The following is a 14,348-nucleotide window of genomic DNA, read 5'->3' on the forward strand; positions in this document are numbered from 1 at the left end:
ATCGAGGTTTTAAGTATTTTTCCTATTTATTGAAACTCATCTCCATAGCTTTTAAAGTGCCACCAACTGTATAAGCCCCGACGGTGGCACTTCAAACACAGATATGCCATTATTCAATTTAACTTGTTCCTTCCTTAGGGTATTTCCCATACAATCAAATACGAAACATTGATATTCCCTAGCTTCACCCCTGTTATCGATTATAATTTTTTGAGTGGACTTGGCATTGACAACATCAATGTCCAGCTCTAATGTCGTATCAATATCCACAACTCTTTCGGAAAAAACAGTGGTAATCATTTTCCTGTTGTTTTTAGCGCGGATCAATGGGTAATTCATAAGTGGACTTTCGGCATAGAACTCACCTTGTAACAGAACGTCCCTGTTGTTTAACCAGTAGTCCGTATAGAATTCGATCATTTTATGATGGTCTTTGGGAATGTCAGCCAAGCGAACCGAGATTTGCGGTACGGAATACAAAACATTTAGAAATTGTAAGGCAGCGGTTTCGACCGGATCATCGTAATGCCACATCAACATATCTGCGTGCACAGAAGTATTGCCACTAACAAGCCTAAGATCTGTTGTTTCTACCCTATTGACCATTGCCGCATTTGGACAATCGGAAGCTCTAAGCATATTTCCATATTTTCTCATTAATGGTCCTGTATACGGTTGTCTAAACTCGATTAAAACATCTGGTTTAATCTGCCGCAAAGCCGTCATCAAGTCTGTCATTAACTTATCGGTCGCCAAGTTCACTGATGCGTAATCCCTCCCATTCTCGGCGGTAAGAACAGTGTTTTTATTGGCACGGAACCTTCCGATAAAATCTAATTTAAAACCATCCAAGTCCCATTCTTTAATCGCCCTCACATAGGTGTTTATAATAAATTCCCTTACTTCTGGATATCTTGGATCGAGAACATAGGTTCCTTGGCCCTCCCAATAATCTAGAAATTTACCTTGCATTTGGGTATATGCGCTGGAGTTCTCACCAACAAAGGGTACGGCATACCACAACATAAACTTCATACCTATATCGTGCACTTCCTTGACAAGCTGTTTCATTTCTGGAATTCTTTCCGGCTGCCAATCACCCGTAAAGGCATATCCTCTTTTACTATCCATTGTTTGCCACCCATCATCAACGATTACGGTTTCGTAACCCATGCCTTTAGCTTGTCGGCACTCCTTTAAAATAGCATTGCTTCCTACATTTTGGTGATAACTGTACCAAGTGGAATATACCGGCAAATTAGCAGCCTCTGGTACAGGGGCCGGTTTATACATATCAAAACCTTCCCACCATCGGCTCACATCCTTCAAAGCTTGGGAAAAATGAACAGCACGGGTGTCTAAATACAGCTTGATCGTATATTCTAAAATTTCCTTATGTGGTTCTGAAAAAAGTTGAATTTCATTATAGACCACTCCATTCTCTTCCTTAACCGAGGTGCTGGTAACAACAGTGTTCAAAGCTTCGGAAACGGCAAAGGTCTGGCGGTTTAAATCGTCATAACCATAAAGGGTCATCACTGGTGCCTCCCTAGCCAACATCGATGTTACTTTTGCGGGTCCCCAATCAGGGGTAATGGTCTTGTCTAAAAAAGCTTGACTACTCCAATAGCCGGCAATATTGGTCGCAGGGGCCGACCATTTCACAAAAATGCGCCCCGGAATAAATTTTTTATTTCCTTTTAAGGTAATAGTCGCTACATCAATTCCATCCGCCACGGCAGATGTCAAAACCTCAATTTCACAATTACTCGATTCATAGGTTAGCGTTACACTGTTACCTGATAATGTAAAGGACTTCTTCTTATCTTGAGAGATTGCAACAAATGCAAAATGAAGAACAATTAAATGGACTAGTATATTTTTCATCTGATCGATTCTATTAATTCATATGACACCTCTAATTCGCAAGCACCTTTATTTGGGCATATCCGTTACCTCCATCCGCTTTTATTACTTAATCAAATAAAAAAAGATCGAACAGTGGACTATCTGTCATTATAGCCTACATCGCGTTACATTCAGATGTAACACGATGTAGTACTATATCTAGCCCCTTTATTCTATTATAAATTACTTAAACAATTAGATAGTATTAGTACCCCGGGTTTTGAACCATATTAGGGTTTACATCGATTTCTTCCTGAGGTATCGGCATTAACACCCTAAAGTCTTCGGCGGAAGGAACGGGATGAATAGGGTGGTTCTTTTTGGCACTAACAAATTTACCGTGCCTGATCAAGTCCTCCCTTCGTTTGCCTTCAAAATAAAACTCCCAGCCTCTTTCTTCGAGAATGGCATCCCTTAACCCTTCCGTACTTGGATAATCGGCCAACTCTAACACAGAGGCCTTCGCCCTACCCCGCACCTCGTTTATCAGGTCAATCACTTCTTGGGTAGGTCCGTTAATTTCATTCAATGCTTCGGCCTTAGACAATAAAACATCTGCATATCTAATGATTCTAAAATCATGCCCGCTTTTCCACTCCAACATATTGGGATCGGGCCAATATTTAAAGACAGCATTTTTATCCGGTGCCTGGGTAACAACCTCATCTTCCGAATTGATATATTGGTTTATAATCTGCTTTTTTCTATCATCGTTCGGTTCAAAGGAGTTGAGGAAAAAATCATAGGCTCGATTTTTGGTACCGGAAATAGATTGGTTAGACAATTTAACATCATCTCCATTGACCAAGGCCTTGTAATTACTCTCTGGGTATGAATGGGACATAATGGCATTGGCAGTACTCTCGATCAAGGATGTTGCCGGAAAGGAATAAATTGTTTCATTCTCAGACCCCTCGGTAGACACCTTAAAAAGATTCCGATAAGGATTACTCCCTGCCGTGTACAAGCTATATACACCCAAGTCTTGTATTAAGTTTGCATATTCTACAACCTTATCCCAATTTTTAGTATTTAAATAATGTTTCATTAAAATACCATAGGCAGCTCCTTGGGTAGCTCGCCCAAATTCTTCAGCCGTAATAGGAAGATCCTTGGCCGCATCGGCCAATTCGGTCTCGATAAATTCTCTCATTTCGTCATCTGACGCCCTTTCCATATCGGCTGGGTCACTGCTTGAAGTTCTTAGCGGCACGGATCCAAACCAATTGTACATAAAGGCATAGGTTGTAGCCCTGGCAAAACGCACTTCAGCCTTATATTGATTCTTCTCCTCTGCCGACAGCTCTGAATTATCGACGACTTCCAAAAAGAAGTTGGCATTTCTGATGGCCGCATAAGGTTTGGTCCAAAAATCATCCCTAAACCAAGAAGGGTTTTGTGCATCCCAATTCCAATTTTGAACAAATGCGGTTACCCGGCTTAAACCTCCCCTTTCGTTGTAGAGGTGATCACCACTAAAGTCGGAAAAATAGAAGAAGTCCCTTCCTTGAACCCCGTTGAACTGAAATTCGGCATATACCCCGTTCAGCAACCCATCCATAAAACCTTTAGAAGCAGGGCCATCGACTAATGAATACTCACCATATACTTCCGTTTTTAATGGGTCTTCGCATTGGGTACACATAAGGCCCAAAATGGTTAGTATACCTAATTTTATATTGATAAATTTTTTCATTTTGAAGTTTTTTAAAAGATTAAAGTCAATTAGAAGCCAATATTTATTCCAAGCGAAAAAGTTCTGCTTGTAGGATAGCTGTTAGCGTCCAATCTGGAATTTCCCGTACCTCCCAAATCGGCATCATATCCATAATAATCTGTAGATATTGCCAAATTTTCACCAGAAATATGGGCACTCAAACTTCTAATAGCACTGCTTTCTTTAAGGTTGAAATTATAACCTAGGGTAACATTTTTTAAACGGACAAAAGAAGCATCCTGTATTGTAAAGGCATTTGTAAGGTCGCCTCCATAGCTTGAGGGATCTACAAAGGAAGGCCATTCATTTGTAGGGTTATCCGGTGTCCATCTGTTCACAATGGGTTCGGCAAACCTGTTTCTGGAATTATTGAAAGGAAAATAGGTGTTGGCCAATTGGGTATTGAACAGGTCAACGCCCTGAACCCCTTCAATAAAAATTGAAAGATCGAAACCTCCGTAACTAAAACTATTATTCAACCCCCAGGTAAAATCAGGATATGGGTTGCCCAATATTACCCTATCATCGGCGTTAATAACGCCGTCATTGTTCTGATCTTTCCATTTGGGTTGACCGGGTACGGCAGTTGGTTGTGCGGAACCAGCGGTATTATCACCAATTTGCCAAATTCCCACTTTTTCCAAGCCATAATAGGAAAATGCCGCCTCTCCTTCAATATTGGCAACCGTTGCCACAACATCGGAGCTAATGATAATTTCCCTTCCATCTAACTTTGTAATCTTATTTCGGTTCGAAGTAAAATTAAGGTCACTTTCCCAGTTAAACTTATCGCTCTTAACGTTTATAGTATTCAAAGACAATTCTATACCTGTATTTGTAATCTCGCTATCTGGCAAATTAACCCACCAATTATCGAAGCCGGTCTGCGGTGGTACGGGTTCTTGAAATAGTAAGTCCTTTGTTTTTTTGTTATAGGCATCTACAGACCCGTTGATTCTACTTCCAAAAAGTCCAAAATCCATACCTATATTAAGCTGTTCGGTAGTCTCCCATTTCAAATCTGGGTTTGGAATACGGGCCGGTGTCAATCCTGCTTTGGTCTCATTATTGAAGACAGCGGAAGAACCTGCTACAAAACTGGCAATAGCCGCTGAAGCGGGCGTTCTAACATTACCGATTTGCCCCCATCCCAAACGAGCTTTTAAATTATTAATAAAACTCAACGATTCCATAAAAGGCTCTTGGGTAAGACGATACCCTAACGAAAAAGAGGGAAAGTAACCCCATTTGCGCCCTTCTGCCAATCGAGACGAACCATCGGCCCTAAAAGAAGCGGTTACCAACAACTTGTCGAGATATGAATAGTTTATTCGGGACAAGTATGATAGTAAGGCATCACTTGTACGTAGACTACCGACTTGATTAAGGGCGGGATCTCCTGAACTAAGGTCATCCGTTTTTACTTCATCACCTATAAAGCCCCTAGCACTAGAACTTGACCATTGAAAATCATTCTTTTGGTAAGTATATCCTGCCACTCCAGAGACCGAATGATCCCCGAAGGAATTTTTATAGTTTAAAAGAGCCTCTAGAACATAATTGGAACTTTTACTCGTAATTATACTGGCCACACCTCCCGACTCTTCACCTACAATAGTCAATCTTGATCGGTAGGCATTCTTTTTAGAATAGATATTATCAGCGTTTAAACTTATGGAAGCTTCTACATTCCTTAACACCTCGTAAGACGTTTTCAGATTCACCAATGTTCTATTGGTACTTCCCTTAACATCTATTCCATTGGCTATACTCAACGGGTTGTCCAAATCTAGGATTCTCGGTTTGAAATATGACCCATCGGAATTGTAAACGGGTACGGTTCCCGGTAAAAAAACAGCCGTGCTTATCACCCCGCCATCAAAATTTCCTGATGAACCGTGAGGGGTGATATCATCTTCTGTTAACGATGTATTGATATTCACGCTTGCCGAAAACTTATCCTTGGTGTGTTTCCAATTAAGTCGTCCTCCGTACCGTTTAAAACCTGAGCCAATTAAAATACCTTCTTGATCCGTATAATTGAACGAGGCAAAGTATTTATTTTCGGCACTACCTCCTGAAAGGGATAAGTTGTGTTGCAAGGTCGCGGCAGACCTGAAGATCTGATCTTGCCAATCTACATTATTGGCTGAATTGGATAGTTCCGGTTGCAAGGAAGAACCACTTTGACTTAAAATATCGCCAATATTTTCAACGTATTCATTCCCGTCCAACACGTTCAAGGGATTGGCCACCTTTTGAATACCGACACTGGTGCTATAATCTATTTTTAATCGACCTTCCTTTCCCGATTTAGTCGTTATCAGTATTACGCCGTTCGCTCCCCTTGATCCATAGATAGCGGTAGCCGAAGCATCTTTCAACACTTGGATCGATTCTATATCTTGAGGATTGATGGTATTTAACGGGTTTGTAGGGGCACTACTGGATATGTTCGGTCCATTATCGGTAATGGCGGCACTGTTATCAATCGGCATACCATCAATAACGTACAAAGGCTCGTTACTGGTGTTTAGTGATGAATTACCTCTAATCCTAATCGACACCCCGCCTCCTGGTTGTCCACTGGTCTGTGAAATTCTCACCCCAGCAACTTTTCCTTGTAACATTTGATCAATAGAGGTCTTTGCGCTATTTTGTATATCTTCCCCATCGACAGAGCTTACTGCCCCTGTCAAATCTTTTTTCTTTTGGGTACCATAACCCACTACGACTATTTCTTCCAAAGCCGCCGCACTTTCCTCCAAACTCACGGCAATAGAATTTCTTCCGTTTACCGAAACTTCTTTGGTAGCAAAACCGATATAGGAAACCACCAAAACGGCGTCAACATCCGCTACACTAAGCGAAAAATTCCCGTCAAAATCCGCGGTTACCCCATTTACAGTCCCCTTTTCTACAATGTTCGCTCCAGACAAGGGCATACCATTACCATCTGTTATTGTACCGGTCACCGTAAAGTCTTGTCCCCTATCTATCAGAATATCTTCCAAAATTGTTTCGGGCGATGGTTGTTCTTTCAAACTCCTCCTTAAAATAATATGGGTTCCCCTAACCTTATAAACGGTATTGGTATTTCCGAACAAACTTTCTAGTACCTTCTTAATAGATTCCTTGCTAACCCTTAGCGATATTTTGTGCTCTAGGTCTACATCTTTCGTCTTATAAATGAATCGGAAATCGGTAGAAGATTCGATATTATCGATAACGTTTCGAACGGTAGCGTTCTTAACATTCAATGTTACTTTTGTCTTTTGGGCATAACTGTCATTGGCATATAACCCGAACAAGGTCGTCATCAATAGCAGTGTGGTCAGTTTCATTTTCAGGTCGAATTTCAACAAAGGTTGGCATAACCCTCGTCGGTTCATTGCTTTTTTCATATTTTTGAGTGATTTATCGTGGTTAGCAAATAGTTGCGCGATCACTTTTTTTCTACCGAAAAATGCTCCAACATTTTTCGGTTTTGTTTTTTTACAAACAAAGTGTCGCCTGTTTTTCTTAATAGGCTATGTCATATAAACTTCTTTTATGGGTTCAACTTCCTTTTATTTAATGATTACTTTGTTATCGCTTATTTCATAATCGATTTCATGGGTATCGTTAAAGAAACTCATGACCTCTTCGATAGTGGCATCGTTAAAACTTGCATTAAAAACTTCTTGGCCCAACTCGCTATTTCTATTTTCGAGTTCTATGTTGTAATGGCGCCCTAGCTTGGTCAGTATTTGATCGAAAGTCAACTCCCTAAACACCAAATGGCCTTGCATCCAAGACGTATACAAATCGGTATTTACGCTATCTATGTGGATGTTTTCAGAATTGCGGCGGTACGCCCCCCTTTGCCCCGGAACGAGTTCCACGCCCTCTTCAGGAGATTCGGATATTTTGTTAAGGCCCACCGCCCCCTCAACAAGTACCACCTCAATGTTGGTATCTTCACTATATGAGGAAACATTGAATTCGGTTCCTAAAACCTTGACATCAAGATCATCGACACTTACGACAAAGGGCCTCGATTTGTCTTTGGTTACGTCAAAATACGCCTCCCCATCAAGAAATACTTTTCGCAACTGGGTAGGTGAAAAGTTTACAGGGTATCGCAAAGAGCTACCGGCGTTCATATGCACGACCGTACCGTCTGACAAGGTAATTTGAAACGTTTTCCCCTTAGGGACGTTCAGGGTATTATAGATCAACTCTTTAACCTCGTTCCCTACAGAATAGTTGATTTGATTTTTTTCTTGCTTGCCGATGACATTACCATTTTCGTCCTTGACGATTTCGGAGGTCTGTACATCGATGGTTTGCACGCTACCGTTCTCCGTTACCAAGGTTACTACATCGTCATTGGGAACTAGGATATGGGACTTCTTTGTAGAAAAAACCCCTTGTTGGTACATCAAGCCGAGCCCGAAAATCAAAACGGCCGCAGCGGCATACTTCGCCCAATTGGGGAACAGTTTTCTAACAGGCCGTTCCGTCCTCTCGATTTGCCGTATGGTTTTCCCATAGGCTTCCTCCACATTGTCTTTTAACAAACTTAAGTTCAGATCGTGGTACTCTTTAACGTAGGTCTCAAGAATGGACTGATTTTCCGGATTGTCCAACCATTTCCTCAGGGCAACAAGCTCTTCTTCGGAAATAGTCCCCATTAGTAGTTTGGTAATATTATTTTTCATTTATTGCGATTGTATTTTTAGCGATGCGATTTCCTTTTAACCCCAAAATAATACACATAACACAGTCTATACTACAGAATAATACAAAACCCTTAAAACAAACTCATATATTTTTTGATATTTGTATACTCCTAAACGATTCCCCTTAACGAAGTGAGAAATAAATGAATGATATAGAAGCTGTCAGGGACTTAAAGAAGGGAAGTAAAGTCGCTTTCAAATATCTGTTTAACACCTACTACAATCGTCTTGTAGCATACATTACGACTTATAACCACAATATTGCCCAATCGGAAGATGTGGTTCAACAAACCTTTATAAGGCTCTGGGACAACAGGCAGAAATTAGATGAGGACCAATCTCCTAAAGGCTACCTCTACGCCATTGCCTACAACATATATTGCGATACGCTAAAAACCAAAAAAAAGCAGGAGAAACTAATGAGCGTAATCTGGGAACGTGCCTTAAGGGACCGAATTGAGGAGGATATGGATGCCAAGGAAAGGCGAATTCAAAAAATGAGACAGGTTATTGACTCACTTCCCCCCAAGTGCAAAGAGATCATTCAAATGAACAAAATTCAAGGGATTAAATACAAAGACATTGCCGGACACATGGGCATATCCATCAAAACCGTTGAAGCGCAAATGCGCATTGCCTTTACCAAGATCAGGGAAGCTTTTGAAGATGACCAACTGTTTTTGTTTGTCGTACTTCGAAAATTCGACCATCACAATAACTAGGTCAGAAAATTCAAGAAGAAAATTATGGCAACAGTGAACACTTATTTATATTTTAACGGGAATTGCGAAAAAGCATTTAATTTTTACAAATCCGTTTTTAACAAAAAATTCAAATTCATTGGGCGCTATAAAGATGTTCCGGAAGTTGTACGACCCAGTTTCCCACATTGCGAAGATCAACATATTATGCATATTGGCCTCCCCATTAGCAAGGAAACAATGTTGATGGGAGCCGACCTTATCGACCTCAGTGAAAAAGAAAATAACACGGCAAAACACTTCTCATACCGATAGCAGGGAAGAAGCCGATAGACTGTTTAGTTCATTGGCACAAGAAGGAGGGATAAAACTTCCTATTTCAGAACAGTTTTGGGGCTCGTATTACGGCATCTGTTTGGACAAATTTGGGGTGAACTGGAAAATCAGTTTTAGTCAAGCCCCTGATTGAACAGAAACAATCTACTTCAGAGAAAGAAAGCATCACCCCGTATGCGCGGCCTAAGCACAGCGTGTACCTAGTATCCCTATCAAATCTACTGGACCCAAAATTCCATCGATAAAACAAGGGGCTTGGTATAGCCAATCTGCCCATACGTCTATTCATTTTCGTCATGGCAATTTATGGTCCCATCTTTCATCCCTTAAAGATTAAAGATGAGATTACACACGATTTTATTAAGCCTATTGTTCATGCCGTTTTCCTACGCCCAGGTAAGTTCGTCTACATCCCCCCCCAAGCTTAAGGGGCAAGAAGCAAGTAGAGAAATCGCCATTTACGATTTTGACGCTTTAGAACCTTTGCTACATACCGATTCCGATAAAATCCATATCGTCAATTTTTGGGCTATGTGGTGCGCCCCCTGCGTCAAGGAACTCCCCATAATTCAAGAATATGAAAAGAACGATCCTAATGTAGAAGTGCTATTGGTGAGCCTTGATTTCCCTGAAAATATTGAAACAAAACTCAAGCCTTTTTTAAAAAAGAAAGGCATTACCTCAAAGGTAATCTTATTGGATGACCCCGGTGCGAACAGCTGGATTGACAAAATCGACCCCAATTGGTCAGGGGCGATTCCGTTTACCATAGTATTCAACCATAGGCACCGTTCCTATCACGAACGGGTTTTTGAAAATATCGAAGATTTAAAAAGTGAAATAAATAAAATAAGAAACAAAAAATAAGCATGAAGAAAAGCAATGTATTTTTTACGACGATTCTCTTATTAAGCAGTCTTTTAGTAACTGTCAACATCAACGCCCAGGAAAGAAAGGGGCCTCCGCAAAATGGCGAGCGTAAGGGCCCACCTCCAGGCGGCCATAGCCCCGTACAATCAAAAACCTTGGAAGAAATAGGAGGTTACAAAATTGGAGAAGCCGCAACTGATTTTCAACTTAAAAATGTTGATGGAAATACATTTTCATTGTCAGATATCAAAGATGCCAAGGGCTATATTGTAGTTTTTACCTGTAACGAATGTCCGTTCGCAAAAATGTATGAAGATCGCTTAATTGCGCTGCACAATACATATGCCCCTCGTGGATATCCCGTAATCGCCATTAATCCCAACGTTAGTGAAACCAATGAGCGGGAAAGTTTTAAGGCGATGCAAAAAAGGGCCGAGGAAAAGCAGTTCCCCTTTGTTTATTTGGCCGATATGGGACAAAAGATATCGCCACAATACGGAGCGGTAAGAACACCTCACGTATTTTTATTGGACAAAGAAAAAAAGGTTCAATACATCGGCACTATAGACGACAACGCCCGTTCTGCCCAAGATGTAAAAGTAAAATACGTTGAGAATGCCATTAAAGCATTGGAAAATGGAGAACAAGCAAACCCCAATTTCACCAAGGCCATCGGCTGTCCGGTGAAAAACCTTTGATAGTGCAACTACAGTCCCGCCAGTAGATGGTGGGTAATAGACAATGGAACCCAAGGCGCCATCTAATTTTGGCCCTACATAAAAGCTAGGCTTCCAATCGACATCAAATACCTCTTAAAAATAGCTTGCCTATAGCATATTTGACAAGGCCGATCCCCTAAAAATCGATATGGGTATCGGCCTTAGATTTAAAAGCTTGCGTATATTTATGACGTTGTCAAATCGCTTCGGTTTGCCTTCCATCCCAAAAAAACGTGTTCATGGACAATGAGGTACAAAGCTTTACCCCCTCCAATAGAAAAGATTGGAGAAAATGGCTAGAAGTAAATCACGCAAAAGAAGATGCCATTTGGCTTATTATCCATAAGAAAAACGCTCCTACCCCGAACATCAATTGGAGCGATGCCGTTGATGAAGCCCTTTGTTTCGGATGGATCGACAGTGTAAAAAGATCTATAGACCCTGAGCGGTACAAGCAATACTTCAGCAAGCGAAAAGCCAATAGTACCTGGTCGAAGATAAACAAGGAGAAAATTGTACAACTCGAAAAATCGGGACTCCTTACCGAATCGGGATTAAAAAGTATTGAAATCGGCAAGCAAAATGGCTCGTGGAACCTCTTAGACAGTGTTGAAAAGCTTGAAATCCCAATGGACCTAGAGAAGGAGTTAGGCCTAAGGACTGAATCGAAGGACTATTTTCTCAGCTTAAGCAAATCGGTGCGCAAGGCCATGTTGCAATGGGTAGTACTTGCCAAACGGCCCGAGACCCGACAAAAGCGCATACAGGAAATCGCCGAACGGGCTTCCCAAAAACAGAAACCCAAACAATTTTAAACATAAAAAAGCGGCCCCTTTCTTAAAAAGAGCCGCTTCTCAACAATCTATTTCTTGAGAATGTTAAATCACTTCAACATTAAAGGCGTTTAAGCCTTTTTTACCTTGTTCCGTTTCAAACTGAACTTGGTCATTTTCACGTATCTCATCGATTAGACCCGATGCGTGTACGAAAATATCTTGATCCGAATTGGCCGGTGTTATAAAACCGAATCCTTTCGCATCATTAAAAAATTTTACTGTTCCTTCTTTCATTATTATATTATTTTATTTAATGTTTATTAATTGACGAACGTGTAGGCCGTTCCCGTGCTCTCTGCCCGGCCGGTCCTACCTATTCTATGGATATAGCTATCCATGGTTTGGGGCAATTGGTAATTGATGACATGGGTTACCCCCTTTATGTCAATTCCCCTGGCCGCAACATCCGTTGCCACCAATATTTTGGTTTTACCCGATTTGAACAACTCAATGGCCCTAGATCGGTAGTTCTGTGATTTGTTGCCATGGATCACATCAGACCGAATACCTGATTGCATAAGTTGCTTGCTTAATTTGTCTACTCCTCTTTTGGTTTCCGCGAACAACAGCACCTTTTCAAAAGCGGGCGCGTTGACTAGGTTAAAAAGGACTTCGAACTTATTCTCGTCCCTACCGACCCTGATGATACTTTGATCAACATTGTCGCTAGATTTCGTGCCGCTAGACACACTGATCCGTAAAGGGTCTCCAATAATTTCATTGATCACCCTTTCTTGTGACGGGTCTACGGTAGCCGAAAAGAGCATGGTTTGCCTTCTGCCGTGCATTCCCGATACAATCTTCCTGATGTCTTTGATAAAGCCCATATCGAGCATTCTATCAAATTCATCCAAGACCAAAACGGAGCGTGCTTGGGTGTTTAGGGCCTTCCGGTCGATCAGGTCGTTCAACCTTCCCGGAGTACCTACGATCAGGCTTGGGTTTCTTCTGGCCAGCGAACTGTCTTTGTTCACACTGGTTCCTCCTATAAAACAGGCAGCCGACAAAGCCGTACCCTTGGTCAACGATTTAAATTCGCTGTACACCTGTTGTGCCAATTCCCTGGTAGGCACGACCACCAATCCGGTGGTATCCTTAGAGGCGAGCATTTGCTGCACTATGGGAATTAGAAAAGCGGCCGTTTTACCCGTACCGGTGGCGGCAATACCTATGAGGTCTTTGCCCGACATCAACGGATCAATGCACTTTTCTTGTATTTCGGTAGGGCTTTTATATCCCTTTCCCTCTATGTTTTTCAACAGTGTGGAATTCAGTTCCAACTGGTCGAAACTGCGTTCCGACTCAAAAGGTGTTACTAAAACCCCTGTTGATTTCTTGACCAGCAATTCTGGGTTTAAGGTAGAGGCTGGCCTTCTTCCAGACGTTTTCGTCCGGAACTTATTCTTTTTATAATTCATTCTTGTATTTTATTGATTTGTGGGAATTGCTTCAATAGGAAGCATATCCATGCGCCCCAAGTCGCGGAGCATTTGAAAATGTTTAGAGACGGCAGATACAAAAGAGCCATTGGAATGATAAGGCAGTCCGAACTCTTCTGCGGTCCGTTTAACGATCGGTGCTATTTTCCGGTAATGTACATGCGAGATGTTCGGAAAAAGGTGATGTTCTATTTGATGTGTAAGGCCACCTATCAACCATGATAGGAGCACACTTTTTTGTGCAAAATTACAGGTGGTTTCCAGCTGGTGGGCCAGGCGTCCCGATTCCAAATGTCCGTTTTCGTCCGGTAAGGGAAATGCGGCATTGGGAGAAACATGGGCCGTTTGAAAGACCAAGGAGATACTCAACCCGGTTACAAAATGCATGGCCAAAAAAGCTAACACTACGGTCCAAGGTGCAAAAGCGGTCAGAACGATCGGAAGTACCAGGGCATAGGAATAATACAGCAGTTTCCACGCTATGATCTTCATCATACCTTTTCTATAAGTACTTCGATCTTTGATCAATCCCATTTTATAGTATCGCTTATATCGGATAAAGTCTTTTGACGTAATCCACGAAATAGTCGATAATCCGTAAAAGAACCAAGCATAATAATGTTGGTACTTATGTAGTTTGTTCCGCTTGGCATGGGGGGAAAACCTCAGGAAAAAAGGAGCATTGATATCATCGTCATGCTCATCGATATTGGTAAAGCTATGGTGAAGCACATTGTGCTGTAGCCTCCAAACTTTGTCGTTCGCACCAATTAAATTAATGGTGTACCCCATGATCCGGTTAATGGTCTTGTTCTTTGAGTAGGAGCCGTGGATCGCATCGTGCATTACGCCCATACCGATACCGGCCATACCGAGGCCGCTCAGAATATAAAGACCGAACAGTAATGGAACACTGGTTATCGATGAGAAAATGATGATTGATAATGGCGTGAAGAACAACAACAACATAATAGCGGTTTTAAAAACCATACGTGTATTGCCGTACCTACTTTTTTCTGTGCTTTTAAAATATTCCGAAACACGAACTTTCAGTGTTTTGGAAAAATCAGAGCTTACTGATCTAGAAAAGGTTAAATT

At 41.4% G+C, this 14,348-nt stretch carries 12 protein-coding genes; 5 read left to right on the plus strand and 7 right to left on the minus strand.

Going from position 1 to position 14,348, the window contains the following annotated elements; genetic code table 11:
- Nucleotides 1–51: 51 nt before the first annotated feature.
- The 4 genes from ZOBGAL_RS04965 to ZOBGAL_RS04980 all read right to left on the minus strand — a co-directional run bounded on the left by ZOBGAL_RS04965 (nucleotide 52) and on the right by ZOBGAL_RS04980 (nucleotide 8,328).
- Entirely contained in the window at nucleotides 52–1,887 is a 1,836-nt protein-coding gene (locus ZOBGAL_RS04965) for a glycoside hydrolase family 36 protein (protein WP_013992424.1), read from the minus strand.
- Between the two features lie 226 nt (nucleotides 1,888–2,113).
- Nucleotides 2,114–3,604, minus strand: coding sequence for a RagB/SusD family nutrient uptake outer membrane protein (locus ZOBGAL_RS04970; protein WP_013992425.1), 1,491 nt, complete (start codon nucleotides 3,602–3,604; stop codon nucleotides 2,114–2,116).
- A 29-nt stretch (nucleotides 3,605–3,633) separates the two neighbouring features.
- Nucleotides 3,634–7,029 (minus strand): TonB-dependent receptor, encoded by a 3,396-nt coding sequence (locus ZOBGAL_RS04975; protein ID WP_052725489.1) that lies wholly within the window; start codon nucleotides 7,027–7,029, stop codon nucleotides 3,634–3,636.
- Between the two features lie 165 nt (nucleotides 7,030–7,194).
- Complete coding sequence (locus tag ZOBGAL_RS04980) at nucleotides 7,195–8,328, minus strand: FecR family protein (RefSeq protein ID WP_013992427.1); 1,134 nt, start codon at nucleotides 8,326–8,328, stop codon at nucleotides 7,195–7,197.
- Between the two features lie 164 nt (nucleotides 8,329–8,492).
- On the opposite strand from ZOBGAL_RS04980, the gene ZOBGAL_RS04985 reads away from it, so the two are divergent.
- The 5 genes from ZOBGAL_RS04985 (at nucleotide 8,493) to ZOBGAL_RS05005 (ending at nucleotide 11,790) form a co-directional block, all read left to right on the plus strand.
- Entirely contained in the window at nucleotides 8,493–9,071 is a 579-nt protein-coding gene (locus ZOBGAL_RS04985) for an RNA polymerase sigma factor (protein ID WP_013992428.1), read from the plus strand.
- 250 nt (nucleotides 9,072–9,321) lie between these two features.
- The gene (locus ZOBGAL_RS23320) at nucleotides 9,322–9,519 is read left to right on the plus strand and encodes a VOC family protein (RefSeq protein ID WP_148560690.1); all 198 of its coding nucleotides are present in this window, start codon (nucleotides 9,322–9,324) and stop codon (nucleotides 9,517–9,519) included.
- 206 nt (nucleotides 9,520–9,725) lie between these two features.
- On the plus strand, nucleotides 9,726–10,253 hold the full coding sequence (locus ZOBGAL_RS04995; RefSeq protein WP_046287355.1) for a TlpA family protein disulfide reductase: 528 nt from the start codon (nucleotides 9,726–9,728) through the stop codon (nucleotides 10,251–10,253).
- Between the two features lie 2 nt (nucleotides 10,254–10,255).
- Entirely contained in the window at nucleotides 10,256–10,954 is a 699-nt protein-coding gene (locus ZOBGAL_RS05000) for a thioredoxin family protein (RefSeq protein ID WP_013992430.1), read from the plus strand.
- A 260-nt stretch (nucleotides 10,955–11,214) separates the two neighbouring features.
- Complete coding sequence (locus ZOBGAL_RS05005) at nucleotides 11,215–11,790, plus strand: YdeI/OmpD-associated family protein (RefSeq protein ID WP_013992431.1); 576 nt, start codon at nucleotides 11,215–11,217, stop codon at nucleotides 11,788–11,790.
- A 63-nt stretch (nucleotides 11,791–11,853) separates the two neighbouring features.
- Here ZOBGAL_RS05005 and ZOBGAL_RS05010 read toward each other — a convergent pair whose 3' ends face one another.
- The 3 genes from ZOBGAL_RS05010 to ZOBGAL_RS05020 are packed head-to-tail and all read right to left on the minus strand — an operon-like array spanning nucleotide 11,854 to nucleotide 14,219.
- Entirely contained in the window at nucleotides 11,854–12,045 is a 192-nt protein-coding gene (locus ZOBGAL_RS05010) for a cold-shock protein (RefSeq protein ID WP_013992432.1), read from the minus strand.
- 26 nt (nucleotides 12,046–12,071) lie between these two features.
- Entirely contained in the window at nucleotides 12,072–13,229 is a 1,158-nt protein-coding gene (locus ZOBGAL_RS05015; RefSeq protein WP_013992433.1) for a DEAD/DEAH box helicase, read from the minus strand.
- A 9-nt stretch (nucleotides 13,230–13,238) separates the two neighbouring features.
- Nucleotides 13,239–14,219: a fatty acid desaturase family protein gene (locus ZOBGAL_RS05020; protein WP_084724382.1), complete on the minus strand. Its 981-nt coding sequence runs from the start codon at nucleotides 14,217–14,219 to the stop codon at nucleotides 13,239–13,241.
- Nucleotides 14,220–14,348 lie beyond the last annotated feature (129 nt).

The sequence above is a fragment of the Zobellia galactanivorans genome (assembly GCF_000973105.1).
Taxonomy (GTDB): domain Bacteria; phylum Bacteroidota; class Bacteroidia; order Flavobacteriales; family Flavobacteriaceae; genus Zobellia; species Zobellia galactanivorans.